General features: G+C 70.5%; 27 protein-coding genes. 9 read left to right on the top strand and 18 right to left on the bottom strand.

The window, feature by feature from the left end; translation table 11 throughout:
* Positions 1–59 precede the first annotated feature (59 nt).
* Positions 60–1,817, top strand: a complete 1,758-nt coding sequence (locus ABNG04_RS11170) for a nitrite/sulfite reductase (protein WP_371162496.1) — start codon at positions 60–62, stop codon at positions 1,815–1,817.
* Positions 1,818–1,848: 31 nt separating this feature from the next.
* Complete coding sequence (locus tag ABNG04_RS11165) at positions 1,849–2,145, top strand: DUF6360 family protein (protein ID WP_371162495.1); 297 nt, start codon at positions 1,849–1,851, stop codon at positions 2,143–2,145.
* An 18-nt stretch (positions 2,146–2,163) separates the two neighbouring features.
* Here the strand turns inward: ABNG04_RS11165 and purM are convergent, their stop codons facing one another.
* The 3 genes from purM to ABNG04_RS11150 all read right to left on the bottom strand — a co-directional run bounded on the left by purM (position 2,164) and on the right by ABNG04_RS11150 (position 5,736).
* On the bottom strand, positions 2,164–3,204 hold the full coding sequence (gene purM, locus ABNG04_RS11160) for a phosphoribosylformylglycinamidine cyclo-ligase (protein WP_371162494.1): 1,041 nt from the start codon (positions 3,202–3,204) through the stop codon (positions 2,164–2,166).
* An 82-nt stretch (positions 3,205–3,286) separates the two neighbouring features.
* Positions 3,287–3,961 (bottom strand): metalloprotease, encoded by a 675-nt coding sequence (locus ABNG04_RS11155; RefSeq protein WP_371162493.1) that lies wholly within the window; start codon positions 3,959–3,961, stop codon positions 3,287–3,289.
* Positions 3,958–5,736, bottom strand: coding sequence for a TraB/GumN family protein (locus tag ABNG04_RS11150; protein WP_371162492.1), 1,779 nt, complete (start codon positions 5,734–5,736; stop codon positions 3,958–3,960). Before ABNG04_RS11150 ends, ABNG04_RS11155 begins: the two co-directional genes overlap by 4 nt.
* Before the next feature lie 123 nt (positions 5,737–5,859).
* Here ABNG04_RS11150 and ABNG04_RS11145 point away from each other — a divergent pair, with 123 nt between their 5' ends.
* From ABNG04_RS11145 to ABNG04_RS11135, 3 genes are all read left to right on the top strand, one after another.
* Positions 5,860–6,540: an ArsR/SmtB family transcription factor gene (locus tag ABNG04_RS11145; protein ID WP_371162491.1), complete on the top strand. Its 681-nt coding sequence runs from the start codon at positions 5,860–5,862 to the stop codon at positions 6,538–6,540.
* An 83-nt stretch (positions 6,541–6,623) separates the two neighbouring features.
* Positions 6,624–7,082 carry a bifunctional nuclease family protein gene (locus tag ABNG04_RS11140; protein ID WP_371162490.1) on the top strand — a complete coding sequence of 153 codons (459 nt, stop codon included), beginning with the start codon at positions 6,624–6,626 and terminating at the stop codon, positions 7,080–7,082.
* A 69-nt stretch (positions 7,083–7,151) separates the two neighbouring features.
* Positions 7,152–7,634, top strand: coding sequence for an acyl-CoA thioesterase (locus tag ABNG04_RS11135; protein ID WP_371162489.1), 483 nt, complete (start codon positions 7,152–7,154; stop codon positions 7,632–7,634).
* Positions 7,635–7,650: 16 nt separating this feature from the next.
* Here the strand turns inward: ABNG04_RS11135 and ABNG04_RS11130 are convergent, their stop codons facing one another.
* From ABNG04_RS11130 to glpA, 14 genes are all read right to left on the bottom strand, one after another.
* Entirely contained in the window at positions 7,651–8,124 is a 474-nt protein-coding gene (locus ABNG04_RS11130; protein WP_371162488.1) for a GIY-YIG nuclease family protein, read from the bottom strand.
* Between the two features lie 37 nt (positions 8,125–8,161).
* Positions 8,162–8,605: a thioredoxin domain-containing protein gene (locus ABNG04_RS11125; RefSeq protein WP_371162487.1), complete on the bottom strand. Its 444-nt coding sequence runs from the start codon at positions 8,603–8,605 to the stop codon at positions 8,162–8,164.
* 78 nt (positions 8,606–8,683) lie between these two features.
* Complete coding sequence (locus ABNG04_RS11120; protein WP_006113366.1) at positions 8,684–8,968, bottom strand: DUF7545 family protein; 285 nt, start codon at positions 8,966–8,968, stop codon at positions 8,684–8,686.
* A gap of 100 nt (positions 8,969–9,068) precedes the next feature.
* On the bottom strand, positions 9,069–10,145 hold the full coding sequence (locus tag ABNG04_RS11115; RefSeq protein WP_371162486.1) for a metal ABC transporter permease: 1,077 nt from the start codon (positions 10,143–10,145) through the stop codon (positions 9,069–9,071).
* Positions 10,145–10,885 (bottom strand): metal ABC transporter ATP-binding protein, encoded by a 741-nt coding sequence (locus ABNG04_RS11110; RefSeq protein ID WP_371162485.1) that lies wholly within the window; start codon positions 10,883–10,885, stop codon positions 10,145–10,147. Before ABNG04_RS11110 ends, ABNG04_RS11115 begins: the two co-directional genes overlap by 1 nt.
* Positions 10,886–10,985: 100 nt before the next feature.
* The gene (locus ABNG04_RS11105; RefSeq protein ID WP_371162484.1) at positions 10,986–12,014 is read right to left on the bottom strand and encodes a metal ABC transporter solute-binding protein, Zn/Mn family; all 1,029 of its coding nucleotides are present in this window, start codon (positions 12,012–12,014) and stop codon (positions 10,986–10,988) included.
* Between the two features lie 133 nt (positions 12,015–12,147).
* Positions 12,148–12,627, bottom strand: a complete 480-nt coding sequence (locus ABNG04_RS11100) for a YbaK/EbsC family protein (RefSeq protein ID WP_371162483.1) — start codon at positions 12,625–12,627, stop codon at positions 12,148–12,150.
* 117 nt (positions 12,628–12,744) lie between these two features.
* Positions 12,745–13,470 carry a ribosome assembly factor SBDS gene (locus ABNG04_RS11095; RefSeq protein ID WP_371162482.1) on the bottom strand — a complete coding sequence of 242 codons (726 nt, stop codon included), beginning with the start codon at positions 13,468–13,470 and terminating at the stop codon, positions 12,745–12,747.
* Positions 13,471–13,554: 84 nt separating this feature from the next.
* Positions 13,555–13,755, bottom strand: coding sequence for a DUF7576 family protein (locus tag ABNG04_RS11090; RefSeq protein ID WP_371162481.1), 201 nt, complete (start codon positions 13,753–13,755; stop codon positions 13,555–13,557).
* Positions 13,756–13,847: 92 nt separating this feature from the next.
* The gene (locus ABNG04_RS11085; RefSeq protein ID WP_371162480.1) at positions 13,848–15,254 is read right to left on the bottom strand and encodes a CRTAC1 family protein; all 1,407 of its coding nucleotides are present in this window, start codon (positions 15,252–15,254) and stop codon (positions 13,848–13,850) included.
* An 80-nt stretch (positions 15,255–15,334) separates the two neighbouring features.
* A complete protein-coding gene (locus ABNG04_RS11080; RefSeq protein WP_371162479.1) occupies positions 15,335–16,327 on the bottom strand; it encodes a hypothetical protein in 993 nt (330 codons plus the stop codon).
* Between the two features lie 139 nt (positions 16,328–16,466).
* Positions 16,467–18,020, bottom strand: coding sequence for an anaerobic glycerol-3-phosphate dehydrogenase subunit C (locus tag ABNG04_RS11075; RefSeq protein ID WP_371162478.1), 1,554 nt, complete (start codon positions 18,018–18,020; stop codon positions 16,467–16,469).
* Positions 18,017–19,396, bottom strand: a complete 1,380-nt coding sequence (gene glpB, locus ABNG04_RS11070) for a glycerol-3-phosphate dehydrogenase subunit GlpB (protein WP_371162477.1) — start codon at positions 19,394–19,396, stop codon at positions 18,017–18,019. Before glpB ends, ABNG04_RS11075 begins: the two co-directional genes overlap by 4 nt.
* A complete protein-coding gene (gene glpA / locus ABNG04_RS11065) occupies positions 19,396–21,228 on the bottom strand; it encodes an anaerobic glycerol-3-phosphate dehydrogenase subunit GlpA (protein ID WP_371162476.1) in 1,833 nt (610 codons plus the stop codon). The genes glpB and glpA overlap by 1 nt, the downstream gene beginning before the upstream one ends.
* 380 nt (positions 21,229–21,608) lie before the next feature.
* Here glpA and glpK point away from each other — a divergent pair, with 380 nt between their 5' ends.
* Positions 21,609–23,147 (top strand): glycerol kinase GlpK, encoded by a 1,539-nt coding sequence (glpK, locus tag ABNG04_RS11060; RefSeq protein ID WP_371162475.1) that lies wholly within the window; start codon positions 21,609–21,611, stop codon positions 23,145–23,147.
* Positions 23,148–24,314, top strand: coding sequence for a DUF7973 family transport facilitator (locus ABNG04_RS11055; RefSeq protein ID WP_371162474.1), 1,167 nt, complete (start codon positions 23,148–23,150; stop codon positions 24,312–24,314).
* Positions 24,315–24,427: 113 nt separating this feature from the next.
* On the opposite strand, the gene ABNG04_RS11050 is transcribed toward ABNG04_RS11055, so the two are convergent.
* Complete coding sequence (locus ABNG04_RS11050) at positions 24,428–24,826, bottom strand: hypothetical protein (RefSeq protein ID WP_371162473.1); 399 nt, start codon at positions 24,824–24,826, stop codon at positions 24,428–24,430.
* Positions 24,827–24,980: 154 nt separating this feature from the next.
* Here ABNG04_RS11050 and ABNG04_RS11045 point away from each other — a divergent pair, with 154 nt between their 5' ends.
* Together ABNG04_RS11045 and ABNG04_RS11040 are read left to right on the top strand one after the other, a co-directional pair.
* Positions 24,981–25,184: a hypothetical protein gene (locus ABNG04_RS11045; protein WP_371162472.1), complete on the top strand. Its 204-nt coding sequence runs from the start codon at positions 24,981–24,983 to the stop codon at positions 25,182–25,184.
* Positions 25,185–25,278: 94 nt separating this feature from the next.
* Positions 25,279–26,451 carry a Cdc6/Cdc18 family protein gene (locus ABNG04_RS11040; RefSeq protein ID WP_371162471.1) on the top strand — a complete coding sequence of 391 codons (1,173 nt, stop codon included), beginning with the start codon at positions 25,279–25,281 and terminating at the stop codon, positions 26,449–26,451.
* The last annotated feature ends 96 nt before the right edge of the window (positions 26,452–26,547 follow it).

Genomic DNA, 26,547 nt, shown 5'->3' with positions numbered 1-26,547 from the left:
ACCGGGGAAGGTTGACACCACGCTGTCAGCTATGTGGGTGTCGGCTGTAGTCGGGATCGATGCCGACCGACGTGGAAAACTGGAAATCGGAGGTGTACGGGAACGAGGTCCGCGACCGCCTGTTCGAGTTCGCCGAGGAGGGGTACGACTCGATTCCGGACGACGAACGAGACGCGTGGTTCGAGCGGTTCAAATGGTGGGGCCTGTACCACCAGCGGAACGGACAGGAGGGGTACTTCATGATGCGGATCGGGACTCCGAACGGCGTTCTCGAACCGGGACAGCTCCGGACCGTCGGCGAGATCGCCGACGAGTACGCTCGCGGCCCCGGGACGAACCCGGTGTTCGGCGACGCGTACGCCGACTTCACCACCCGGCAGTCGATCCAGCTCCACTGGATCGAGCTCTCTGACGTGCCGGCGATCTTCGAGAAGCTCGAGGAGAACGACCTTTCGACGCAGCAGGCCTGCGGGGACTCCTGGCGGAACATCGTCGGGAACCCGGTCGCGGGTAAGGACTGGCAAGAGGTCATCGACGCGTGGCCGGTGATTCGGAACCTCAACGAGACGTTCAAGGGCGACGACGACCACGCGAACCTCCCGCGAAAGTGGAAGGTGTCCGTCACCGGCTCCGCCGACGGCTCCGGGCAGGGCGACATCAACGACCTCGCCTTCGAGCCCGCGTACAAGTCGGTCGACGACGACGGGAGCGAGGACGCCGTCGGGTTCAACGTCCGGGTCGGGGGCGGCCTCGCCCGCAACGAGCCGCGGCTCGCGCGCGACATCGACGTGTGGGTGCCGCCCGAGCGGGTCCCCGACGTCGCGGGCGGGCTCTCCGCGCTGTTCCGCGACTACGGCGACCGCGAGGACCGTTACAACGCCCGGGTGAAGTTCCTCGTCGACGAGTGGGGCGCGGACGAGGTCCGCGAGACGCTCCAGTCGGAGTACGTCGACTTCGAGCTGGAGACCGCCGGGCGCGACGTTCGCGAGGAGTACACCTACAACGCCGGCGAGGGCGAGCGCAACGACCTGATCGGCGTCCACGACCAGAAGGACGGCCGGAACTTCGTCGGGCTGAACGTGCTCGTCGGTCGGATGGGCGCGGACGACGTGCTCGACTTGGCCGACCTGGCCGAGGAGTACGGCTCCGGCGAGGTCCGGCTCTCACAGCGGCAGAACGTCATCGTCACCGACGTGCCGGACGACGCCCTCGACGAGTTCCTCGACGAGCCGCTGCTCGACCATTACGCGCCCGACCCGTCGCCGTTCATGCGCGGTTCGGTCGCGTGTACCGGGACGGAGTTCTGCTCGCTGTCGATCGTCGAGACGAAGAACCGGCAGGTCAGGTTCGCCCGCTGGCTGAAGGCGAACGTCGACCTCCCGGACGGCGTCGACGAGTTCCACGTCCACCTCTCCGGGTGTACGGCCTCGTGCGCGCAGCCGCAGATCGCAGACGTGAGCCTCCGCGGGATGAAGACCCGCAAGGACGGCGAGCCGGTCGAGGCGCTCGACGTCGGCCTTGGCGGCGGGCTCGGAGAAGACCCGCAGTTCGCCCGCTGGGTCACGCAGCGCGTGCCCGTCGACGAGGTGCCGGGGGCGATCGCGAACCTGGTCGAGAGCTTCGCCGCCGAGCGCGACGAGGGGGAATCCTTCCGGGCGTTCGTCGCCCGTCACGACGAGGCGGAACTCGACGCCTTCGTCGAGCCCGAGGAGACCGACTACGAAGACCCGATGATGCACAACACGAAGCGCACGTGGTACCCATACGCTGAGAACGACTCGATGGACGACGCGCCGTCGACCCCGGCGGACGACTGACCATGCGAGGGAGGGATCCGGGGGCGGCCCGATGAGTGATCGCCTGCTCCGCGTGAACGCCTACACGACGCTGGACTTGGTCGAAGGGCGCGCCCGCGGCCACGAGTTCACCACCGAAGCGCCCGGCGTCGTGAACGTCACCGCGCCGCGGGAAGACCCCGACCACGTCGCGCTGGAGGTCGAGCTCGATAACACCGCTATCGACGACCTGACCGCCCACGCCGACGAGATCGACCTCTCTCCAGCGCAGGCGCGGACCCTCGCCGAGGCGCTGGAGTCGACCGCGGACCGGGTCGAGGCCGCGCAGGGCGGCGACGGCTCGTCGTAACCGAACGACCGCGTCCCCTTACAGCTCCAGCCCGCGGATCGCGACGCTCGCCTCGTCGTCGGACCCGGCGTCTGCCGCGCTCGCCTCGACGCGACCGATCACGCGCCCGTCGGTCGCGTCGGCCAGCGGCTCGGCCGCGTCCGGGTCGACCGCGGCGACGAACCCGGTCCCCATGTTGAACGTGCGATACATCTCCTCGTCGGAGACGCTCCCCTCGGACTGGACGAACTCGAAGACCGGCTGCGGGTCGAACGCGTCCTCCACCACGTAGCGGTGGCCGCCGAGCCGGTCGAGGTTCGTCCAGCCGCCGCCCGTCACGTGGGCCGCGCCGCGGACGCCGTGCTCGCGCATCGGGTCGAGCAGGTCGGTGTATATCGCGGTCGGTTCGAGCAGCGCGTCGCCGAGCGTCTCGTAGTCGCCGAACGGACAGAGGTCGGCGTAAGCGTGGTCGCGCGTGACGGCCTCGCGCGCCAGCGTGAGCCCGTTCGAGTGGATCCCCGACGAGCGCCAGCCGACGAGCGCGTCGCCCGGCTCCGCGCGGCCGTCGAACACCCCGTCTTTCGCGGCGAGGCCGGCACAGGTCCCGGCGAGGTCGAGCCCGCGGACCACGTCCGGCATCACCGCCGTCTCGCCGCCGACGAGTTCGACGTCCGCCAGATCGGCGCCGCGGGCGAGCCCCTCGCCGACCTGCTCGGCGAACGCCTCATCCGGCTCGTCGACGGCGAGGTAGTCGACGAAGGCGACGGGGCGGACGCCGGCCGCCACGAGGTCGTTGACGTTCATCGCCATACAGTCGATCCCGACCGTCGAGTAGTCGCCCAGCGCCTCCGCGACGAGCAGCTTGGTCCCGACGCCGTCGGTCGCGAGCGCGAGGTAGCGGTCGCCGATGTCGAGGAGGCCAGCGTAGTCGCTCGCGTCGTCGTCCGCGCCCGAGCCGACCGCGCCGATCAGCGCGGCGGTGGCGGCCTCGCTGGCGTCGATGTCGACGCCCGCGTCCGCGTAGGTAAGTTCCTCGTCGTCGTCCGGTCCCTCGTCGTCGCTCCCGTCGCCCTCGGTCATGTGTATGGGAGCACGCCGGCGGAGCAAAAACGCACCGTTCCGGGCGACGCCGCCGGACGCGCAGCGGTCGCCCGACCGCGGCTCAGAACGGGCCACCGAAGCCGAGTCCCACGACAAAGACGAGCCCGACGGCGAGCAGTACCGAGGGGACGAAGGCGGCCGCCCAAGCCAGCTTGCTCCACCCCATCACCGTCTTCCCGTCGAGGGGGCCGTACGGGATCAGGTTGAACGCCGCGAGGAACGCGTTGATCGCGATGCCGCGCGCGCCGAGGATAGTGACGATCTCGCTGCCGAGGACGCCACCGAGCGCGAACAGCGGGAAGAACACCGCCATCAGCCCGAGGTTCACGACCGGCCCAGCGAGTGCGATGTGGCCGTGTTCGCGGGGCGTCAGCCGCCCGCGGTGGTGGACGGCCCCCGGCGCGGCGAAAATGAATCCGAGGAGCGAGCTCATCACGGCCAGGAACAGCATGCTGTTGTCAGCGCGGAACTCGGCGACTTGGTCGTAGTGGACCGCGACGACCTTGTGCGCCACCTCGTGGAGGAGGAAGCCGACCCCGGCGGTCGCGAGCGCGACGAACAGCGGCGGGAGCACGCCGGCGGCGAGGATCCGGCCGATCCCCCCCGAGCCGCCGACGAAGAACAGCGTGAACGCCACGCCGAGCGCGAGCCACGCGACGAGCAGGTCGCGGAGCTCGGCCCCGCTGAAGTAGAGGCCGCCGATCCGGCGGCCGGAGAACGTCGCGCCGCCGCTCATGCCAGTCCCCCCACGGCCCCACGGACGAGGTCGGCGCCGTTGAGCGCGCCCTCCACGAGCAGCCGGCCGACCTCGTCGACGCCGCCGACTTCGGCCCCGAACATCGCCGGGATCACGTACGCCGCGAAGAGGAAGCTCGCGACGATGCTGCCGACGTTCGTCATCGCGACGACGACGATGAGCCGGAACAGCGGCACGTCGAGCATCTCGGAGACCAGCTCGGTGACCGACCGGGTCTCGTCGCCGAGCAGGTCGTTGAGCGCGCCGATGTCCGCCACGTTGACCGTGAGGCTCCGGAGTTCGACGTAGCCGGTGAACCAGCCGGGCGCGAGCAGCGGGTTGATCGAGGTCAGCCACGCGACCGCGCCGCCGACGCCGGCCGAGAGCCAGCGCGCGCCGGCGACCTTCGCGAAGGCGAACGCGAAGACGCCGTTGATCACGAACCACGCGCCGAACAGCCGCAGCAGGAACGCGTTGCCGGCGCCGCCCAGCGCCAGGAGGAGGAAGAAGCCGACGAAGCCGACCGTGATCGCGTAGCCGAGCGCCTTCTTCCACGGGAGCCCCCGACCGGATTCCTCGCCGACGAGGCTGTCCATCGGCGGGAGCGTCGCCGGGTCGGCGAGGTATCCCTCGATCCCGGCCCGGTGGCCGGCCCCGACGACGGCGACCACGTCGTAGCCGGCGTCGCGGAGCGCGACGAGCCGGTGGCCGATGAACGCGTCGCGCTCGTCGATGAGCGCCTCCGCGCCACCCGGAGAGAATTGTCGGAACTCCTCCATCATCATCGTCACCACGTCCGTGTCGGTGAGGTCGGCCTCGTCGAGCTCCGCGATCCCGCCGGCCTCCGCCTCCGCGTCCACCTCGCCGCCGGCGAACGCGCCGACCGCGATCGCGAGGACCGCGCCGACGATCAGTCCGAGGCCGATGCCGATCCCGAAGCCGCCGATCGCCGCCACGGGGAACCCGCCGAGGTACGTCGACACCACCCCGTTCGCGACCCCGGAGATCCCGGCGGCGACGCCGGCCGAGAGTCCGGTGCCGACGCCGGCGTAGAGCCGCTGGTCAGGCGAGAGCGCGAGCGCGCTGACTTGGTCGACGGCGATGCTGACGACGAGCGCGACGAGGACGCCCGCGGCGACGCTCGTCAGCACGGCGTCCGTGATCCCGACCGCGCCGCCGAAGAGGCCGATCGCCGGGCCGGCGAGGATCCCGACGATGAGCCCACCGACCACGCCGGCGACCCTTGGGTCGCTAACGCCGAACGCGAGCCCGCCGACGAGCCTGAGCTTCTCCGTGACCGTCATGCGGGCCCAGAAGCGCTGGATCGTGGTCTGGATGTCGCGGTCGACCAAGGCGACATCGATGCCGAGCGACTCGGCGACATCGACGGCGGCCTTCATGTCCGCGCCCGGCTCGATATCGAACCGCTCGCCGAGCTGCGTCTGGACGTACGAGAGCATCCAGTACGCCAGGAACTGGAACACGGTGTTCCCCCTGAGCAGGTCGCCGGCGTCGAGGTCGTCGGGGGTCTCGCCGTTCATCTGGCGGTAGCGCCCCTCGTCGAGTTCGACGGCGACGACGTCGGGGCGCTCCCGCTCGATCGTCTCCTCGACCTCGTCGACGGAGTGCTCCGACACGTGCGCGGTCCCGACGACCGTGACGCTCCCCTCGTCGTCGGCGCGCGCCTCCCGTTCGAGGTCGCCGCCGTCGGTCCGCGAGGGCCCGTCGGTCGACAGGGACGCCTCGTCGTCGCGCCCCCGTGACGTCTCTGTCATCACCCGTCGTACTCGGTCACCCCGTTTAGGGTTTGTGCGTCGGTCCCGGGCCCGCCTCGCGCGGGACTGACTCGACCACAACGATCCAACAGGTTTGTATCCTCACGCTCCACAGGATACCGTATGTCCCGGCTGTTGCCCTCCCTGCCGGACGCGAGCCCCGAGGAACGCGAACCACGGGTCGTCGGCGTCGACGACGACGAGGCCGACGACCTCATCGCCGCCCTCGGCTCGGAGACGGCGCGGGCGATCCTCTCGACGCTCCACGACCGACCGGCTACGAAGTCGGAGCTCGCCGAGGAAGTCGACACCACCCTCCAGAACGTTCAGTACCACCTCTCGCGGCTCGACGAGGCGGACCTCGTCGACGTCGTCGACACCGCCTACTCCGAGAAGGGCCGCGAGATGGACGTGTACGCCGCCGCGGACGAGCCCCTCGTGCTGTTCTCCGGCGACTCCGAGGAGTCGACCGGGATCAAGACGGCGCTCATGCGGCTGCTCGGCGGCTACGGACTGATCGGCCTCGCCGCCGTCGCGGCGCAGCGCCTCCTCGCGGTCGGCTCCCTCGCCGCCCCGCGCTCCAGCGGCGACGACGCGGGGACAGCCACCACCGACGGGCCGACAGTAGAGAGCGTCCCCGACCAGAACACCGCCGCCGACGGCGCGGACGGCGCGGTCGAGCTCGTCGGCGACCCGCTCGCGCAGTACGCGGTCTCGCTCGTCGAACCGGGCGTCGTCTTCTTCGTCGCCGCCGCGCTCGTGTTCACCCTGACGTGGGCGTACTGGTACCGCGCGTCGAGCTAGCGGCCCCGGAAGCGACGGGCACGATCCGGGCGAACGGTCCACGCGTGGGACAGCTATTCAAGCGGCCGTCACCACGTTCACGTATGGAACACGAGGCCGAGGTCGTCGGGGTCGGGGCGGGCTCTGCGCCGAGCGGCGACGTCCCGGCGGTGATCCTGTCCGCGCGCGGCGAGTACGTGCCGATCTTCGTCAGCGGCGACCAGGCCCGTTCGATCGGGATGGCGCTGGAGGGCGAACCGTTCGACCGACCGCTCACCCACGACCTGCTCGTGAGCATCCTTACCGAGTTCGGCGGGGCCATCGACCGCGTCCGCGTCGACGACCTCCACGACGGCACCTTCTACGCCAAGGTCGACGCCGAGCGCTACGACGACGGCGAGCCGGAGCGGTTCGTCTTCGACGCCCGGCCCTCGGACGCGCTCGCGCTCGCGGTGCGAGTCGACTGCCCCATCGTCGTGACCGACGAGGTGGTCGACGAGGCGGGGCGACCGCCGGACTCCGTCCGGTTCAGCGGCGACGACGACCGGTCGGGCGAGCGCTGAGTTCGCCGCGCGCGTCCCCCGGCGCCGGCGAAGCCGGCCGTTCAAGTCGTCGGCCCTCCCACGACGGGCATGGACGAGACGGCCACGCTCGCCTCCTCGCACACCGAGATGACGGAGATGCTGCTGCCGAATGACACGAACAACCTCGGCCGCGCGCTCGGGGGGACTGTGTTACACTGGATGGACATCTGCGGCGCGATCGCCGGCATGCGCTTCGCGAACCGGCAGGTGGTCACCGCCTCGATGGACCACGTCGACTTCATCGCGCCGATCGAGATGGGCGAGGTCGCCATCGTCGAGGGGTACGTCTTCAACACCGGGCGGACGAGCGTCGACGTGAAGGTCGACGTGCGCGCGGAGAACCCCCGCACGGACGAGACGCGCCGGACGACGACCTCCTACTTCACCTTCGTCGCGCTCGACGACGCGGGCCGCCCGACGCCGGTCCCCGACCTGGAGTGTCCGACCGAAGACGAGGCGGCGCTCCGCGACGACGCCATGGAGGGGCGGGAGGAACAGCTACGACAGGTCGTCGACCGCTACGACCTCTGACCGACGGGCCCGGGCCTTACGCTTCCGACCCGGCGACGACTTCGACGGTCGCCTCCGGATGGTCGGTCGCCGGGATCGCGGCCTCGTGCGCCGCCAGCGCGCGCTCCGCGAGGGCGTCGAGGCCGTCAGCGGCGGCCAGATGGCTTGGACAGCCGCAGTCGGACGCGCCGAACCCGTCGACCGGCCCCTCGGGCAGCCGCTCCGCGACCGCGCACTCGACGTCGACGCCCGCGCTCCGGACGACGCGGTCGATCCGCGCCGCCGGGTGGCCGAGCAGGTAGTCGACGTGCCAGTGGCGGACGTCGTGGTCGTCCCTCGCGGTCCGGCGGTGTCTGTCGACCCGGGCGAAGCCCCCCGAGCCGAGCGCGCTCCCCGTGTACGCGTACGCGCCGGCCGGCAGGCGGTGCTCGCCGAGCGCGCCCGCCGACAGCGTCGCGTCCGCCGCGAGGTCGACGACGAGGGTGTAGCTGCCGCCGACGGCGTCGCTCATCGCTTCCTCTCACCGACGAGATAGACTGCGGTCCCGATCACGACAGCGCGGTCGGCGCCTCGGCGGCGGCCGACCGGAGCGACCCCACTAGGTCGCGGGCGTCGTCGTCGAGCCGGTAGGTATCGTGGACATCCGCCGGGTCGCGGCCGCGCCCCGACAGCGCGCCGACCACGTCGGCGATGTGGTCGTAGTTGTCGCGGACGAGCCCGCCGACGATCCCGGGCGTCCCGGCGCGGTTCGCAAGCTCTTCGGCGGCCGACCGCCCCGCGTACACCCGACGCTCGCCAGGATCGACGAGCACCATCGCGAACGGGCGCGAGCCGAACTGCGCGTCGAGGAACGGGCCGACCGGGTCGGCCTCCCACGGGACCGCGACGACGCCCTTGAGCCGCCGGAGCGCGACCGCCGCGACCGAGCAGTACGGGCAGTCGCCGTCGAAGATCAACACCGGCGCCGCCGCGCCGTCCGGGTCGGTAGACATAATAATAGGTACGGACTCGACCGGCTTAAGCGGCCGGTCGAACGGGTCGAATCGATGAACGCGAGTGGCCGGGCCGGCTCAGTGCGAGTGGCCGAGCGCGTCCTCGAGCGACTGCCCGAACCGCTCCTCGAACAGCTCCGCGGCCGTCTCGTTCATCTCGGCGATGTCTTCGGGCACGTCGCCTTCGCTGTGGTGGACGATCACGTGCGCCTGCTGGGCCATCGCCTGGACGACCACGTCGGAGACGACGGCAGTCGCGGGCTCGCCCTGCTCGCTGAGCACGTCCACGAGGCCGGCGGGCAGTTCGAACGACTCTTCGTCACCGTCGGGGCCGGTAACCGTGTAGGTCTCGGTATCTCCCATAGCGGTCAGTCGCGGCCGCGACATAAGGGTCTGTGGAAACCGGACGCGAGCCGCGCACGACCGCCGCCTGCGGGGTCCGAGACCGCCGGTCGGCCGCTTTTCACCCGTGCGCCGAGATCGCCTTCACGGAGGAACCGGAGCCGAGGACCGTCGCGAGGTACACCGCGATCGCCGTGACGACGATCGACCCTCCGGAGGGGAGGCCGAGTCCGATCGAGACGGCGAAGCCGCCGATCACCGACAGCTGGCCGAAAATCACTCCGAGATACATCGTCTCGCGGAAGCTCCGCGCGACCTGCGAGGCCGCCGCGACGGGGACGACCAGCATCGCGGCGACGAGGATGACGCCGAGCACCTGCATCGCGCCGACGACGACAACCGCGGTCAACACCACGAGCAGGGTGTTGTAGCCGGTGACGTTCAGCTGTGCGACCCGCGCGGCCTGCTCGTCGAAGGTGATGAAGAGGAGCTGCTTGTACGTCAGCGCCACGGCCGCGACGACGACGATCGAGAGCGCCCCCATGAGCCGCGCGCCGTCCGGCGTGACGACCGCGAGGTTACCGAACAGGTACCCCTGGATGTTGACGCCGGTGAGCCCGTCGCCGTAGCTGATGATCAGGGTCCCGACCGCGAAGCTCCCGCTGAGCATAATCGCGATGGGCACGTCGCCGTAGGCGTCGGTGCGCTCCGTGAGCCACTGGACGCCGAGCGCGCCGAGGATGCCGACCGCGAGCGCCACGAGCAGCAGCGAGCCGCTCCACCCCGTCGAGGAGGTGACGAGGATGCCGACCGCGACCCCGGCGAACGCGGTGTGGGCGAGCGTCTCGCCGATCAGCGCCATCTCGCGGTGGACGAGGAAGGAGCCGACGAGCGGCGCGACGACCCCAACGAGCACGCCCACCGCCATCGACTGCCACATGATCGGGTGCCGGAAGACGTTCGTCCCGAACGCGGCGTCCATCGCGCGTCCGAGCGAGCGGAACGCCGCGTACAGCTCGCTCGCCACCGGGAGGTCCTGCGCCCAGTACAAGAGGAGGAACGAGAGCATGACCGCCGCGACAACGCCGGTGAGCCCGATCCCGGCGAGCTCCGCCGTCCGGCGCAGTCCCCGCCCCGGGCCGACGCGGTCCGAGCGCGGGCGGTCCCGCTCGCCGTCGGTCGGTGTCTCCCCGCACATTAGTGGTGGTGGTGGACGACCTGTCCGGTCGCGCCGTACGCCTCCCCGAGGGCGTCGCTCTCGACGAACGACTCCGTGTCCCCGTGGTGGTACAGCTCGGTGTTGATACAGGCGATGCGGTTCGCGCGGTCGGTGACGACGCCGATGTCGTGCTCGATGAGGATGACCGTGATCCCGTCGCCGTTGAGCTCGTCGAGGAGCGCGTAGAACGCGTCGCGGGACTCGGCGTCGACGCCGACCGTCGGCTCGTCGAGCGCGAGCAGGTCCGCGTCGCTGGCGAGGGCCCGCGCGATGTACGCGCGCTGCTTCTGTCCCCCAGAGAGCTCCGAGACGAGGCGGTCGGCGAGGTCGCCGATCCCGACGGTCTCGATGGCGTCCGCGACGGCGGTCCGGTCGGCCGCGGAGAGCCGTCCCCGGCCCGCGTGCGCGAACCGCCCCATCGTGACGCACTCGCGGACGGTGACGGGCATCGCGCCGCCGCGGCTCGTCGCCTTCTGCGAGACGTAGCCGATCCGGCCGCCGTCGTCGAACTCGTCGACCGGGCGGCCGAACAGCTCGACGGACCCCTCGTCGGGGTCGCGGAGGCCGAGCATGAGGTGGAGCAGCGTGGTCTTCCCGGAGCCGTTCGGCCCGACGAGCCCGAGGAAGTCCCCCTCCTCGACCGTGAGGGAGACGTCGCTCACGGCGACCGTGTCGCCGTAGGAGAACGTCACGCCGTCGAGGTCGACGATTGCGGTCACTGCGTGTGCCTCATCTGGACCGTCCGCACGTTTAGCTCTTTTACTCCGCCGTCGCGCCGACGCTCCCGCGGCACGACGGGCGACGAAGTCGCCACTTCCGTCACCGGACGTCGAACGCGCGCTCGAAGGCGGGGACGTTGATCTCGGTCATCTGTTCGAGGTAGCCGTAGCCGGCGTCGTTCCACTCGCGGGTCGTCCCGCCGGCCGGCGAGACCGCGACCGCCTCCGTCGCGTCGCTGTTCTCGACGATCGACTCGGCGAGCCGCGGCGACTGGAATCGGTCGTACAGCACGACGTCGATCCCCTCACGGTCGACGAGGTCGATCGTGTCGGCGATCTCCGACTGCGTCGGCTCGTTCTGCGGCGAGACGCCGACCGGCGAGTGGAGCCGAAACCCGTAGCGCGCCTCGAGGTACTGGAAGGAGTTGTGGCCCGCCAACACCGCCACGTCGCGCGCGGCGTCCTCGGCGACCGACCGGAAGGCGTCGTCGATCGCCCCCAGTTCCTCGCCGTACGAATCGGCGTTGGCCGCGTACGACTCGGCGTTATCGGGGTCCGCCTCGCCCAGCCCGCTCGCGATGGTGTCGACCATCTCGCCCGCGAGCACCGGGTCCGTCCAGACGTGGGGGTCGTACCGGGTCCCGTCGTCGTAGTTCTCGCCGTCGTGGTCCTCCCCATCGTGGCTCTCACCATCGTGGTTCTCGTCGTCGTGACTCTCGCCGTGCGTGTGGTTCCACTCGAGCAGATCGCCCTCGAGCCCGGCGAGCACGTCGATCGTCGCGACCGTGTCGTAGTCGCTCTCCAGCGTCGCGGCTAGGTCCTGTGCCCACGAGAACTCGAGGCTGTCGAGGTAGACGAACGCGTCCGTCGCCGCGACGTCCGCCGCCAGGGTCCCGTCGGGGGTCCACCCGTGGCCGAGCTGGCCCACGTCGACCGGGTCCTCGAAGCTCGCGTTCTCGCCCGCGACCTCGTTGGCCCAGTCGTTGAGCGTGAAGAACGCGGCGTATCCGGCGTCGAACGCCTCGGAGCCGCCGTCCGTTCCGCCTGCGCACCCCGCCAGCGACGCCGCCGCTCCCGCGGCCGCGAGGCCGGCACCGCGCCGCAGTACCGACCGCCGTGAGTGAGTCATACCGATCGCTACGGCGGGTTAACAGAAAAGAGTTATTATTTCACAACCTATTGTTAATAACCCGGCCGCGGAGACCGGCCGCCGATTAACAACGCCGGGGTCGGCGCGCGGTCGGATCCGGAGCGCCGCCGGCTCACTCGGTGAGGTCGACGACCGCAGCGTCCGCGAGGTCGGCGAGCGCCTCCGGGGCGATCGCGAACACCGCGCTCGGCGTCCCGGCCGCACCGTAGACAGTGTCGTACTCGGTGAGCGTCGGGTCGAACGCCGTCGGGAGCGCGGCGTCGTGAGCGATCGGCGGGACGCCGCCGATGCTCCAGCCGACGACGTCGCGGATGCGGTCGGGGTCGCCCATCTCCGCGGCGTCGAAGTGGTCGGCGACGGCCTCGAGGTCGAGGCGGTTCGCGCCGCTCGTGATCGCGGCGACGAGCGCTCCGTCGCGGGCGCCGCCGGAGAGCGAGACAACGATCGTCGACGCGATCGCGCCCGTCTCGCAGCCGAGGGCCGCGGCCGCGGCGGCCGCCGTCTCCGTTCCGGCATCGAACTCCAACACGTCGACGTCGACGCCGTGCCGTTCCCGCGCCCGTTCCGCGAACTCCGCCGCGCGTGGATGCATGCGAAACGAGACCGCATCCCGCGGACATCAACTTCCCGGACGCGGTGAAACTGCGGGCGCCGACGTAGTGGCTCTCGCGTTACAACAACGAACGCGGTCGCTCGGCTCTCTGCCCCGTTACCGGGTCCGGAGCTCGTCTTTGTCCTTGATCACGCGGGCGTCGCCCTCGCCCGAGGTGACCTCGTTGACGAGGTCGTAGAGGTCGTTCTGGAGCCCGGCCGGGAAGGTGAGCACGCCAACCCACGAGCCGTCGTTCTGCCACTCCTCGCGTTCGAGGTCGCCGAACTCCCGGATCTGCGCCTGGCCGGAGCCCGCGTAGTCGGCGGGGAGCTGGACCGCCATCGTCACCTCCTCGAACCGGATCGGGATCACCGGCCGCAACACGTCGAGCGCGTCGTCGACCTGGTTCTCGACCGGTTCCATCGGGTCGATCTGGAACCCGGCCTCCTCCAGCGCGCGCTCGATCCGCTCGGGCGGGTGCGGCGAGTCGTCCATCTGGGGGTTCACCGCGTTGCGCGTGATGGTGGTCACCAGCTGGTTGTGCTTCCGCTCTTGCATCTCCGCGCGCTGCTCGGCGGTGATCTGGATCTCTCCGCGCTCGACGACCTCCGGGATGATCGAGAGCGGGTCCGTGGTGTCGAAGACGGTCTCTAGGTCTTCTTCCGCCGGTCGGTCGCCCCGCGAGGCGTTCTCGAAGACGTCCTCGGCCGCGATGACCTCCTCCAGTTCGCCGTCGAACTCATCGCGCTTGATCGCGAGCGCGGCGTCTGGGTCGATCAGGATCTCGAAGCGCTCCCCGTGTGACTCCAGTCGGGCCGTCACGGCCTCGTCGAGCGATATCATACCGGACGCTACCACCCCCGCGGGCAAAAAGCCTCCCGCCGCCGTCCTCGCCGCGCCGCCCGCCACTATCCGTCGCCGCGCCGGCTATTTTCCGGCCGACGGTCGCTCGTCGTCCCACTCCCCGCAGCACGACTCCGAACAGAAGTGTCGGTGGACGATGTCGTCACCGTCGACCCACGTGATCGTTCGACGACCGCTTCCCAGCGCCGGCTCGCCGCACGTCGCGCACCCGGGCGCTGACTCCTCGTCGACGTCCTCCCCGAGGTCCGAGGTCGGATCCACCATACGTCTCCGTACGTCCGGGGACACTTGAACCCGCGAAGGGCGGCAGTTCTGGCCACGACGGCACCCGGCCCTCTGCGGGCGGGGTCCGGCGGCTACCGCCTCGTCCGCGCGTCGCGGTCGGTCGCCCTGCGCGACGGGTGTTTGACGGCGATCTCCCGGTCCGGGCTCGGGCCGACGACGGTCCGCTCCCGGCCGTCCGGCCACCGCACGTCCACGCGCAGCGGCTTCCTACCGCCCAGCCCGAAGTGCGCGACCGGCTCGGTCTGACAGAGGCAGCCGCCCCCCGCGTCGATCGCCCGCCGCTGGACGCCGTCGGCGGTCTCCAGCGTGACGACCGCGCCGCGCGCCGGCGCGCCCTGCCGCGTCGTCGGGCGCACGCGGAGCCAGCCGTCGTCGGGCGCGTCCGGGTCGCCGTACACCGTCACCGGCTGCGCGGCGACCTCGCCGTGGACCACGAGGAGCTCGAGGGCCCCGTCATCGTCGATGTCGGCCGCGACCGCGCCGGTGCCGAACCCGTCTGGCTCCGCGGCCGGCCCGATCGGGACGGGCTCCCACTCCGGCGGCTCGCCCGGGCGGTCGACGCGCTCGAACAGGCGGTTCTCCGCGCCGCAGACGTTGAAGAAGAGCTCCTCGCGGCCGTCGTTGTCGAAGTCCGCGGCGACGACCGTCCGGACCGCGCCAACCTCGCGGAGCGGGGCGGGGGCCACGTCGTCGTAGCCGCCCGCCGGCGAACAGCGCAGGAGGCGGCTCGGCGCGGTCTCGTTACCGACCGCGAGCGCGAACGTCCCGCCCTCGTCGACGACCGCCGCGCCGCGGGTGTCGCCGCCGGGGTCGGAGAGGGCCGGGCCGCCGTCGGTGCGGTCGTAGTGGCCGTCGCGGTTGCTGAACAGTCGGTTCGGTCCCCCTTCGACGCCGGCGAACAGGTCGCCCTCGCGCGAGCGGTACGGGACCGCGAGCAGCGACCGACAGCCGCCGTCGACCTCCAGTCCGATCGCCTCGGCCATGTCGGTGACCTCGCCGTCGTCGCCCAGCTCGTAGAACGCGAGCGGGGCGGCGTACCCGGAGACAGCGACGCCGTACCGGCCGGTCCCCAGTCGGTCGAGCGCGGCGACCGATCGGCCCGCGCGGACGTCAAGGCGGTCCGCGTTCACCCCGCGCGCGAACACGTCGGTCCAGCGGAACCGGTCGGCCTCCAGTCGGCTCAAGAGCAGGTCGGGGTCGCCGCCGTCGACGCCGCGCGCGCAGTTGTGGACGTACACCTCCTCGCAGCCGTCGGCGTCGAGGTCGGCCGCGCACACCCCCATCCCGTGGCGCGTCCCATCGGCGACGATGCCGCAGGCGGTGTCGACGTAGCGGCCGTCCTCCCGGGCGTACAGCCGGTTCGGCTCGCCGTAGCCGGCGACGAAGACGAGCGGTCCGTTGCGGCCGGGAGTCACCGCGATCCCGTATCCGCGCATCGGGCGTCCGTCGTCGAGGAGACCGGACCGCTCCGTGAGCATGGCCGCCCGTCACCGCTCCGAGAATATGAACGCACGGGTTGGATACGAGCGCCGGTCGCCGGGAGAAATGTTAATCGAGGCTATAGGTTCCGCTCGATGTAGCGGTTCAGCCGCGAGATCCGGTCCGCGTCGAACGTCCACAGCCCGCGCCAGACCCGGGGTTCCGTCTCGATCGCGAGGAGCCCGACGCCCCCCTCGATCCCGCGCTCGAGGTCGCTTTCCGGCTCGCTCCGGGCCGGGTGCGGACCCTCGGGCGGACGGAACACCACGAACCAGCTGTCGGTGAAATCGGGGTCGCTCCCGGCGTGGATCACCGCATCGAGGTCCGCTGGGAGGCTGTCCGGGACGCCGTAGAGGTGCGTGTCGACGCCCGTGTCGGTGACGCGGTCATACACCTTCCGCGTGCCGACTTCGTCGTCGATGCGCGAGAGCCGCTGGAACGACGAGCGGAGGGTCCCGTCGCCGGCCATCCACGCTACCCGCTCGATGAACCGCGAGATGGTGATGAGCAGTAGCTTCTGGCGGTTTGACTCAGGGTATCCGCGGAGCGTGAACGTGGCATCGTTGAGCCCGCTTATTACCGACGGGAGGTCGACATCGCTGAGCGAGCGGCTCCCGGTGACGTACAGGTCCGAGTTGACGAAGAGCACGGCGTCGCCGAGCTCGGCGAGCGTCGACCCGGCGACCACCTCGTCGTCCTCCATGAGCAGCACGAGGTTCTCGACCTCGTCGAGGTCGCCGCCGTCGAACGGGACGTCGTCGTGGTGTCGGAGCACGTCGACGTCGATCGAGGGGGCGGCCTCGCCGTCACCGTCGACGACGCCAGTCGTCGCCAGTTCTCGGGCGGTGAGACCGGGCGACGGGTCGCCGCCGGTGACTCCGGCCGGCCCCGCTCCGTCGGTGATGCGCCGATCGCCCGAATCGGGCGTCACCCGACCGTCGATCACCCGTACTGCGTCGTCGCCGAACGTGTCCACGAGCATATTCAAGACGGGGTCCGGGTCGGTCCGGTTGACGATGACCACGGAGCGCTCGGGGCCGTCGAAGCGATCGAGGAACTGTTCGAGAGTCACGTGCTCCGGTGTGAGCGAGTCCTCCGGATAAATATTCGCGCGGGGTTATCTGATCTGAGAAACGGCGCGCGAGAGCGGGACGCAGCGGGCTTCGGAGGGCTCTGTCGCGAGACCGAGGCGGATACGCGAGCGGTGCGCGCTACGCGCCCAGCGTGTCCTCCAACAGCTGGAGCGGGTGCTCGATCTCGTACCCCGTCCCGTGCTCCATCTGCATCGCGCAGGTCGGGCACTCCGTCATCCCGACCTCGCCCTCGGCGTCCTCCATGTGCTCGAACATCTCCGCGCCGATCTCCATCGACTTCTCGTACTTCTCTTCCTTCCAGCCGTACGTTCCGGAGATGCCCGAACAGGAGTCGCCGACGTCCTCCATCGTCACGCCGTCGACTTCCCGGAACGTCTCGACTGCCTGCCGGGAGAGGCCCTGATTGCGGGCGTGACACGGCGCGTGGTACGCGAACGCGCGCTCGTCATCGAGCCCACCGGCCGCCTCGAGCTCGCCCTCCAAGTCCTCGTGGATCCGGAGGTACTCCAGCGCCTCGAACGTGTGCTCCGCGAGATCCTCGATCCCGTGGAGGTCGAACAGCTCGGGGTACTCCTGGCGGAGCGACATCGAACAGGAGGTACAGGAGGCGATCACGTCTGCGCCCTCGCCGATGGCCTCGACGAGGTTCTCGACGTTCGTCTCCGCGTGGCGGCGGGCGTCCTTCAGCATCCCGTTCGCGAACATCGGCGTGCCGGAGCACTTCTGGGGCGGGACCATCACCTCGTAGCCGAAGTGCTCGTAGACGCGGACCATCGCCTTGCCGACCTCGGGCGTGTTGTAGTTGGAGTAGCAGCCGTGGAAGTACGCCACGCGCTTGTCGGGGTTCTCCACCTGCGCGCCGCCGCGCGCCTTCCACCACTCGCGGAAGGTCTCCGTGGCGAACTCCGGGAAGTCGCGCTCCTTCGGGATCCCCATCACCTTCTCCATCGCCCACCGCGCCGGCCCGAAGTTCATCGCGAACGATGCCGTCCGCGGGAACATGCTCGCGAGGCTCGCCGACGTGCGGTAGTTGGCTAAGATCCGGTTCCGGATGTACTCGACCGAGAGCTTCTCCATCTGCCGCTCGACGTACTGTCCGCGCGCCTCGTTGTGCATCTGCGAGAGCGGCACCGAGGAGGGGCAGGCGTCGTCACAGCGCATACAGTTCGAACAGGAGGTGATCGACTCGTCGATGTCGTGGTCGTCCTTGCGCTTGAGCCGCCACTGCTCCGGCCCCTGGAACTTCGGCCCGGGGAACTCGTCGTCGACCTCGGCCACCGGACAGGAGGTGTCGCAGCTCGTACACTTGTAACAGGAGTCGGCGCCCTCGCGGAGGTCGAGGTCGCCGCCGGGGAACACGTCGACCGGGTCGTACGCGTCGGGGTCGAGCTCCGCCGAGTCGGTGCCGCCCGTCACGCTCTCGGTCCCGCCGGAGGCGCTCTCGACGCCCCCATCAGTAGCGGCGCGGTCGTCGGCCGCCGGTCCATCGTTGCGGCCGCCGGCCTCCGCTTCCGGAGCTTCCCCCCCGTCGGGGAGGAATACCGACGGCCGCTCGTCGCGGCCGGCCTCCGGGACCCCCGGGGCCGGCTCCCCGCGGCCGCACCCGTCGGTCGATTCGGTCGTCTCGCTCGAGTCCCCCGCGTCGCCGTCGTCCTCCGTGTGTCGTGTCATTGGCTCGCCTCCGTCGCCGCCTGCCGCCCGGCAATGATGCCGGTCGCGAGCGACACTCCGCTCGCGGACTTCTCTCTCGCCGCGTCCGCGCCGCCGACGACGCCGCCGGCCGCGAACACGTTCTCGTACTGTGCCGCTCCGTCGCCGTCAGTGGGCCGACACCGCTCGTCGGGGCGGACCCCGAACCGCGCGTACGGCTGGTCGCCGAACGCGTCGTCGACGAACCACTCGTACCGGTCCTCCGGCTGGTCGACGTGGAGGTCGAAGACGGGCTCCCGCACGCCCTCGCGGTCGGAGTCGAGCCCCTTCCCGACGAGCCCGCCGGTCGCCAGCACGAACGCGTCCGCGCCGTACGGGGCCGTGCGCCCCTTCCGATCGACCGCGACGGTCTCGACCCGACCGTCGGTCGCGGACTCGACGCCGACGACGGGGTTCCCGGTCTCGAACCGGACGCCCTCGGCGTCGAGCGCGTCGAACAGTCGGTCCTCCAGCCGCAGCCCGGGGAGGCTTGGCGGGCCCATCGGGATCTCGAAGACGTCGGCCCCGAGGCGGTCCGCGAGCTCGTCCCGGACCGCTTCGCCGTGGTCGTCGCCGAGGAACGCAGGGAAGCCGACGCGCTCGACGCGGTCGACGCCGCCCTCCTCGTCGACCACGTCGTGGAGGTGCGGCGAGACCGCCTTCGCGAGCGCCTCGCGGGCGGGGACGCCGTCGATCTCCTCGTCGTGGTCGAGCGCCTTCGCGAGCCGAGTGATCTTCGCGTCGGCGCGGAACGCCTCTGCGAACTCGACCTCGGCCCCGGCGACGTCGAAGGGCACGCCGGCGGCCTCTAGCCGCCCCGCGAAGGCGCGCGCGTCGTACTCGGTGAGCGACCGGAATCCGACGACTAGCATCGGGCGGTCGTCGCTCGCGAGCCCCGCCTCGGCGGCCGCGGGGTAGCGCGCCGTCGGCTTCACCGCGCCGCCGAAGGTGGGGACGAGGGCGTTTCGCTCGGTGTGGCCGCCGCGGTACGCGTCGCCAGCGAGGTCGTCGAATAGGGTCAACCCCTCGCGGAGCGCGTCGCCGCCCACGACTCGGTACGGGTGGGACTCAGGCAACCGATCGATTCCCTCGAAGGGGTCGGCGAGCGGGCCTTCCGGGTCGGGCCACTCGTCGGGGTCGAGGTTGCGGCCCGCGGTCGGCGGCCCGTCCCGCAGTGGCTTCGCGGGCTCGGTCGCCGGCACGTAGCCGAGCGCGTCGATCAGCCCGGAGGCCTGTCGCAGCGTGCTCGCCTTGTGGGAGACGAGCCGCACGTCCGCGCCCTCGCGGGCGGCCGACACCGCCGCGGTGACCGCGGCGAGGCCCCCGCCGATCACGAGGACGTCGCTGTTTATCGCCATCAGCGCCCTCCATCGGTCGCCGCGTCGTCGTCTGCGTGGCCCCCGTCGGTCGCCGCGTCGTCGTTTGCGCGGCCCCCGTCGGTCGCCGCGTCGTCGCCCGCGCGACCACCGTCCGCAGCGGCGGTCCCTGTCTCGCCCTCGGAATCGCCGGGACTCGGCGCTCCCGCGCCCGCGTCGAACGCGCCGAAGTCCACCGACTCCTCGAGGTTGGAGGGGTCGCCGTCGCGGTTCATCGTCGTCGCGTGGAGCATGTGGTTCAGCATCGCCTGCGAGAGCTGCTCGCCCCACAGCGCGTGCCGCTGGCCCTTCCAGCGCTCTTGGTACAGCTCGTCTTCGGCGTCGCGGACGACCGACTCGGGGTACTCCTCGGCGAGCTCCGACGCGATGCGGTGCGTACAGAAGCCCCCCTGGCAGTTCCCCATCGAGGCGCGGGTCCGCAGGCGGACCGCGTTGAGGTCGGAGCCGGCGTCGTCGACGGCGTCCTGGACCTCGGCGCGGGTCACGCTCTCGCAGTTACAGACGATCGGGTTCGGGTCGTACTCGTCGAGCACGTCGTCGGCGCGCGACCCAAGCCGCTGGCCCGAGCGCCGGGCGACGGGCGAGCGCAGTCCGAACTCGTCCATCAGCTCCTCCATCCGCGCCGGGTTCTCGGAGCCCGGTAGCGGCGCGTCCGCGGTGTCGCAGGTCGCCTCGTGGCCGAGCGTCTCGCAGACGTGGTCGCTGATGGACTCGGCCATCATGCGGTAGGTGGTGAGCTTCCCGCCGACGATGGTTGTCATCCCCGGCAGGTCGTCGCGGTCGCCGTGGTCGAGGAGGAAGTAGTCGCGCGTGATGTCGGTCGGGTCCTCCGTGCCCGTTCCCGGCGGCTCGTAGAGCGGGCGGACGCCCCAGAACGAGCGCAGTGTCCGTGCGTCCTCGAGCGCCGGGACGAGCTCTGAGAGCGTCTCGATCATCAGGTCGACCTCCCAGTCCTCCTCGGGATAGTCCTCGGGGTCGTCGACCTCCTCGTCGGTCGTGCCGAGGATACAGGCGGTCTCGTGGGGGACGATGATGTCGGCGTCGCCCTTCGGCCGGCACCGGTTAATCACGGTGTCGACCTGGCGGGTGTTCATCACCGTCATCACGCCCTTCGAGGGGCGGACCTCCACGTCGACGCCGGCCATCTCGCCGACGTTTCCCGCCCACGCGCCGGTCGCGTTGACCACGTGGCGCGCGCGGATCTCCTCGGTCGTCCCCGGCTCGCGGTGGACGCGCTTGCCCGGGCCCGTCTCGTGTTCGATCTCGACGCCGACGATCTCGCCGTCCTCGACGAGCACGTCGGTCACCGGGGCGTGGGTCTCGACCCGCGCGCCGTGCTCGCGGGCGTCGGCCGCGTTCGAGACGCAGAGCCGGAAGGGGTCGACCGCGCCGTCGGGCAGAGCGATCGCCTTCTCGACGTCCCGCGCGAGGTACGGCTCCCGCCGGCGCGCCTCCTCGCCGTCGATCACTTCGACGGGAATGTCGCACGCCTTACACCCCTCCAGCTTCTCTTGGAAGTACTCCTCCGAGTCCTCCGGCCGCTTGACGAACAGGCCCCCGGTCTCCTCGACGCAGTGCCCGGCGATGTCGCGGAGCACCATGTTCTCCTCGATACACTCCTTCGCGCTCTTCTGGTCTGAGACCGCGTAGCGGCCCCCGCTGTGGAGGAGCCCGTGCATCCGGCCGGTCGTGCCGTGCGTCAGGTTCCCCTTCTCGACGAGCACGGTGTCGAGCCCCCGCCGCGCTAGGTCCCTGACGACGCCGCATCCGGTCGACCCCCCACCGACGACCACGACGTCTACTTGTCTGTCCATGCGAGGCCCTTGGACCACGACCACTTTACTTTACCTCCCGAGGTGCCCCGCTCATAACTATCAGGGTCATTCAAGTAGTGTAATCGCTGTCGTTGCCGACGGTTTTATATACAAGAGTTTTTCACTCCCGCCGATGTCCGGATTTTAACAGGAAGATTATTATGGTAGTACATTATGTTCACGACCGGCGTGGTAGCTTCCGTGAAAATATGTCGCGGCGGCCTCGATGCGCTTCGCGGCCGTCTCGGACCGGCTCCGGACGGGCCTGAACGAGCGGTCGCGCGACGCGACAGCGAACGCGGCACCGGGACCGCCCTCGACGGCGAGGACGACCCGGCCACCGCCGCTCGCGGACCAGCGCCACAGGAGGGATTCAGAACATGACACAGTATGTCGGTGCGATAGACCAGGGGACGACCGGAACCCGATTCATGGTGTTCGATCATGAGGGCCAGGTCGTCGCGAACGCGTACGAACAGCACGAACAGATCTACCCGAACCCGGGCTGGGTCGAGCACGATCCGATAGAGATCTGGGAGAACACCAAGCAGGTCGTCCTCGACGGCCTCGCCGATGCCGACCTCGAGGCGAGTCAGCTCGAGGCGCTCGGCATTACCAACCAGCGCGAGACGACGATCGTCTGGGACAAAGACTCCGGACGACCGGTCCACAACGCGCTCGTGTGGCAGGACCGGCGGACGACGGACCGCGTCGAGGAGATCCAAGAGGCCGGCAAGGTCGAGGAGATCCGCGAGAAGACCGGCCTGGAGTGCGACGCGTACTTCTCCGCGACGAAGACCGAGTGGATCCTCGATAACGCGGAGCCGCTCAAGATGCAGAGCTCCCGCGGCGGCGACCTCCGTGAACGCGCTCGCGAGGGCGAGCTCATCATGGGGACCATCGACACGTGGCTCATCCACAACCTGACGGGGAACCACATCACGGACGTCACCAACGCGTCCCGGACGATGCTGTACAACATCCGGGAGATGGAGTGGGACGACGAGCTCTTAGAGGAGTTCGACGTGCCGAAGGAGATGGTGCCCGAGGTACGCCCCTCGTCCGACGAGGACTACTACGGCCACACGGACGCCGACGGTTTCCTCGGCGAGGAGGTCCCGGTCGCTGGCGCCCTCGGCGACCAGCAGGCCGCGCTGTTCGGCCAGACCTGCTTCGACAAGGGCGACGCGAAGAACACCTACGGAACCGGCGCGTTCTACCTGATGAACACCGGCGAGGAGGCCGTCGCGTCCGACAACGGCCTGCTCACCACGGTCGGATTCCAGATGTCGGGAGAGCCGGTCCAGTACGCGCTCGAGGGATCGATCTTCATCGCCGGCGCGGCGATCGAGTTCCTCGAGGACATCGACCTCATCAACAACGCGGCCCAGACCGCCGAACTCGCCCGGTCGGTCGACTCGACCGATGGGGTCTACATGGTGCCGGCGTTCACCGGGCTCGGTGCGCCGCACTGGGACGGTCGCGCCCGCGGGACCATCGTCGGGATGACCCGCGGGACGACCAAGGAGCACATCGTCCGCGCGACACTCGAGAGCATCGCGTACCAGACCCGCGACCTCGCCGAGGCCATGGAGGCCGACTCCGGCGTCGAGATGACGAGTCTCCGCGTCGACGGCGGCGCGGTCAAGAACAACTTCCTCTGTCAGCTCCAGTCTGACATCATCCAGACGGACATCGTCCGTCCGGAGGTCGACGAGACCACCGCGCTGGGCTCGGCGTACGCCGCCGGCCTCGCCGTCGGCTACTGGGACTCCGTCGACGAGCTGCGCGACAACTGGCAGATCGATCGCGACTTCAGCCCCGAGAAGGACCAAGCGGAGGTAGACAAGCTCTACAGCCGCTGGGACGACGCGATCGATCGCTCGATGAACTGGGCGCTCGACGAGGAGGACGAGTAAATGGGCGTCGAACTGCTCCCGGAGCTGGCCGTCGCGGCCGACACCGTGCTACAGGTCGGGTACGAGCCCGGCGCACCGACGGACGTCGTCCAGAGCCTGACCAACCCGACGATCCTCCTCGGCGCGCTCGCGGGCGGCGCGTTCGGGGCGGCGCTCGGCGCGCTGCCGGCGTTCATTTTCACCGGCTTCCTCGTGATCGGCGGGTCGCTCGGTGGTGGCGGGTTCGGCGTCGACGTCGGGTTCGGCCCGGTGTTCGGACCGCACATCTCCTTCGCGGGAGGTGCTGCGGCCGCCGCGTACGCGGCCGACCGTGGATACATGGAGTCCGGATTCGACTACCACAACGCGAAGGACATCGGCTTCGCGCTGGGAAGTAAGCCGGACATCCTCGCCGTCGGTGCCGTCTTCGGCGTCTTCGGCGTGCTCATCGAGCAGCTCTCTCGGCAGCTCGCAATCCCGGTCGATCCGATTCCGGTGAGCATCGTGATCAGCGCCCTCGTCGTTCGGGCGGTCTTCGGCTACAGCATCGTCGGAGCAGTGAGCGACAAGGCGAACGGCTACTTCGACATGGGGCCGTTCGAGCGCGAGGAGATGCGCGAGCCCGGCGAAGTGAAAGGCGACGGTGGCAAGGCCAGCGAGGATCGCCTCGCGGTCGAGCCGTGGCTGCCAAACATGTACAAGTGGTCGCACGTCGCGGCGATCGGCTTCTTTTCCGGTCTCGCCTCCGCCGTCATCACGTACAACATGATCAGCGGCGGACACGGCCTCATCGCCGTGTTCGCCGGCTTCGGGATCAGTGCCGGGTCGCTACTGTTCCTGAACCTCGGCGTCGACCGGATCCCGGTCACCCACCACATGACGCTGGCGGGCTCGACCGCTTTCCTCTCCGTGTGGCAGGGGGGGATCACGACGCTCACAGATCTCTCGGCGGGCGACCTGACCGCGCCGCTGGCGTTCGGCGCCGCACCCGCGCTGCTGTTCGGCGCGCTGTTCGGCGTGTTCGCCGCGGTCGTCGGTGAGGCGTCGCAGCGCGTGTTCTACGCGCACTCCGACACGCACCTCGACCCGCCGGCGGCCGCCATCGTGGTCTGGTCGCTGACGCTCGGGCTGCTCGTCATCGCTGGACTGCTCAACTGGGCCGTGTGGATCCCCGGCACGGGGATCTAACGCGCCCCGGCCCTCGGCAGGGATCTTTTATTATGGCACATCGCGTATCCGCGGTCGATCGGAATCGCCCGGACAGCGACGGGTGTGTCGGTGACCGCGCACGAGCGCGACCGTCACTCAGGGAGCAGCGCCGAGAGGGCGAGGAACGCCGCGACGGCGACCGCGACGGCGGCGGCCGCGACCGTCGACGACGCGCCGCCGAAAGCGCGGGCGACCAGCGCGAGGCCGCCGGCCGCCGCGAGCGCGACCCCGAGGGCCCCGTGGTGGAAGCTGCCGGCGGTCGGTTGTTCCGTCACGGACGCCGCGTCGCGGTCGACGAAGACGCGCGCGCCCCACCACACCGACCCGAACCGGACGCCGACGCCGACCGCGGCCGCGGCGATCGAGACGAACTCGATGTCGCCGACGGCGAGCATCCCGGCCCCGAAGGCGGCCGCCGTCGACAGGACGGCGACGACTTTGCTCCGGTTGTCGACGGTGTGCAGCGTCTTCACGGCCGGATCGTTCGACATACCCGTCGTAGTTCGGCCGACGGCCGTATAGGTTTCCATCGGGGCGAATCCCCTCGGCTGTCCGGGATGGGGGCGTCGCCGCCCGCCTGGGCCGCCGGTCGCGGCCGCGAGGCGAACGCGGGGCGTTTAACTTCCCCGCCCGGGATGACGCGGTATGTTGGACCGGATCGGACTAGACGGGACGGATCGGCGCAACCTCCTCGTCGTGATGGGGGTCGTGGCGGCCGTGACGGCGGTGGTGTCGGCGGGGACGATCGGCGTCCGACTCGCGGTCGGACTGATCGCCGGCCTCATCAGCGGGGCCGTCTTCGTGGTGTCGACGGTAGTCATCAACCGGTACAAGCCGGCCCACTGGTAGGCGACGCGTCGCGCGGGCGAATCCGCCCGACGACGGGGTCGTCGGCCCGTCCCGAGTCGGGGAGGTTTTGTCCGACAGTCACGGAGGGCCGACCGTGAACATCGACGACCGGATCGAGCGACGGCTCGGCTATGACGCGGGGATGGGTGTCCTCGCCGACTTCGATGCCGTGTCGCCGGTCACCCACGTCGACTCGCCGATCGGCCGCGGCCCGGCCATCGAGCGGCTCCTCGATGTGTTCGAGCCCGCCTTCTCTGGGTCGCTACCGCCGAGCGTCTACGTGTACGGGCCAAAGGGGAGCGGGAAGTCGGCGGTCGTCTCCGCGCTGATCGACCGGCTCGCGAGCCACAGCGGCCCGCGGCGCGCCATCCAAACCACCACGCGCGCGGTGGAGCCGACCATCCCCGGCTTCGTCTACGTCGACGCGCGTCGCGCGTCGACCCGCTTCCGCCTGTACCACGCGATGCTGGCCGCGATGAGCGACGACCCGGTCCCCGACCACGGGATCGGGACCGAGGAGCTGGCCGAGTCGCTGCGCGACGCGATGCGCACCGGCCCGGAGCTCGTCGTCGCCGTCGACCACACCAACGAGACCGAGACGCCCGCGGCGGCGACGCTCGTCGACTGGCTGACGGACGTGGCCGAGCGGCTCACGCCGGCGTTCCTCGGCCGCGACCCGCCGGACTCGATCGACTGGGAGCCGGAGGCCACCGTCGAGTTCGCGAAGTACCGCCGGCACGTGCTCGTCGAACTGCTGACGAGCCGGTGTTCGACCGGGCTCGGCCGCGACGCGCTCACCCACGACCAGATCCGAGAGATCGTCGAGTGGGCCGCGGGCGACGCCCACGACGCGCTCGCCGCCGTGATGGGCGCGGCGGTCAACGCGGAGCGGGCAGGCGCGTCGACGGTCCGCGCGGGCGATGTCGACACCGGCATCGACGGCGTGCCCCGGCCCTGCGTCGCGCTGGGTCGCGTGCTCGCGCTCCCGGAGAGCCGACAGCGGCTCCTCTACGAGCTCGCCGGGCTCTCGGAGGACGAGCGGTCGACCGTCGGGGTGGCGACGGAGACCATCGCGGCGCGGCCGGGAGTCGACCTCTCGGCGTCGACAGTGCGCCGCGCGCTCTACGAGCTGGCCGACGGCGGCCTGCTCGAACGCGTCACGGTCCACCAGAGCGACGGCAAGGGCCGGCCGCCGAGCCGGCTCGTGCCGCTCTTCCCGACGCTCGTCTTCCGCGAGCTGTTCGACCGCCGCGTCCGGACCGGGTAGCTCCGCTCGTCTGGACGCGGACTGCCGCTTCGCGTCTGGCCCTGACGGCCGCCGCGCGGGCGGTCTCCGCCCCCTCTCGAACGGAAGACAGTTGAC

Source organism: Halorubrum miltondacostae, assembly GCF_041379815.1.
Lineage (GTDB): Archaea > Halobacteriota > Halobacteria > Halobacteriales > Haloferacaceae > Halorubrum > Halorubrum miltondacostae.
This window is presented reverse-complemented; position numbering and strand designations above follow the sequence as displayed.

Bases quoted from the DNA above. Each gene is read 5' to 3' on its own strand.
- ABNG04_RS11045 (WP_371162472.1), top strand. From the start codon at position 24,981: ATGTTGGACCGGATCGGACTAGACGGGACGGATCGGCGCAACCTCCTC.
- ABNG04_RS11155 (WP_371162493.1), bottom strand. From the start codon at position 3,961: ATGAGCGGCGGCGCGACGTTCTCCGGCCGCCGGATCGGCGGCCTCTAC.
- ABNG04_RS11075 (WP_371162478.1), bottom strand. From the start codon at position 18,020: ATGACACGACACACGGAGGACGACGGCGACGCGGGGGACTCGAGCGAG.
- ABNG04_RS11100 (WP_371162483.1), bottom strand. From the start codon at position 12,627: ATGCATCCACGCGCGGCGGAGTTCGCGGAACGGGCGCGGGAACGGCAC.
- ABNG04_RS11135 (WP_371162489.1), top strand. From the start codon at position 7,152: ATGGACGAGACGGCCACGCTCGCCTCCTCGCACACCGAGATGACGGAG.
- ABNG04_RS11090 (WP_371162481.1), bottom strand. From the start codon at position 13,755: ATGGTGGATCCGACCTCGGACCTCGGGGAGGACGTCGACGAGGAGTCA.
- ABNG04_RS11085 (WP_371162480.1), bottom strand. From the start codon at position 15,254: ATGCTCACGGAGCGGTCCGGTCTCCTCGACGACGGACGCCCGATGCGC.
- ABNG04_RS11050 (WP_371162473.1), bottom strand. From the start codon at position 24,826: ATGTCGAACGATCCGGCCGTGAAGACGCTGCACACCGTCGACAACCGG.
- ABNG04_RS11165 (WP_371162495.1), top strand. From the start codon at position 1,849: ATGAGTGATCGCCTGCTCCGCGTGAACGCCTACACGACGCTGGACTTG.
- ABNG04_RS11170 (WP_371162496.1), top strand. From the start codon at position 60: ATGCCGACCGACGTGGAAAACTGGAAATCGGAGGTGTACGGGAACGAG.
- glpB (WP_371162477.1), bottom strand. From the start codon at position 19,396: ATGGCGATAAACAGCGACGTCCTCGTGATCGGCGGGGGCCTCGCCGCG.
- glpK (WP_371162475.1), top strand. From the start codon at position 21,609: ATGACACAGTATGTCGGTGCGATAGACCAGGGGACGACCGGAACCCGA.
- ABNG04_RS11055 (WP_371162474.1), top strand. From the start codon at position 23,148: ATGGGCGTCGAACTGCTCCCGGAGCTGGCCGTCGCGGCCGACACCGTG.
- ABNG04_RS11095 (WP_371162482.1), bottom strand. From the start codon at position 13,470: ATGATATCGCTCGACGAGGCCGTGACGGCCCGACTGGAGTCACACGGG.
- ABNG04_RS11140 (WP_371162490.1), top strand. From the start codon at position 6,624: ATGGAACACGAGGCCGAGGTCGTCGGGGTCGGGGCGGGCTCTGCGCCG.
- ABNG04_RS11105 (WP_371162484.1), bottom strand. From the start codon at position 12,014: ATGACTCACTCACGGCGGTCGGTACTGCGGCGCGGTGCCGGCCTCGCG.
- purM (WP_371162494.1), bottom strand. From the start codon at position 3,204: ATGACCGAGGGCGACGGGAGCGACGACGAGGGACCGGACGACGACGAG.
- ABNG04_RS11120 (WP_006113366.1), bottom strand. From the start codon at position 8,968: ATGGGAGATACCGAGACCTACACGGTTACCGGCCCCGACGGTGACGAA.
- ABNG04_RS11130 (WP_371162488.1), bottom strand. From the start codon at position 8,124: ATGAGCGACGCCGTCGGCGGCAGCTACACCCTCGTCGTCGACCTCGCG.
- glpA (WP_371162476.1), bottom strand. From the start codon at position 21,228: ATGGACAGACAAGTAGACGTCGTGGTCGTCGGTGGGGGGTCGACCGGA.
- ABNG04_RS11150 (WP_371162492.1), bottom strand. From the start codon at position 5,736: ATGACAGAGACGTCACGGGGGCGCGACGACGAGGCGTCCCTGTCGACC.
- ABNG04_RS11145 (WP_371162491.1), top strand. From the start codon at position 5,860: ATGTCCCGGCTGTTGCCCTCCCTGCCGGACGCGAGCCCCGAGGAACGC.
- ABNG04_RS11115 (WP_371162486.1), bottom strand. From the start codon at position 10,145: ATGTGCGGGGAGACACCGACCGACGGCGAGCGGGACCGCCCGCGCTCG.
- ABNG04_RS11125 (WP_371162487.1), bottom strand. From the start codon at position 8,605: ATGTCTACCGACCCGGACGGCGCGGCGGCGCCGGTGTTGATCTTCGAC.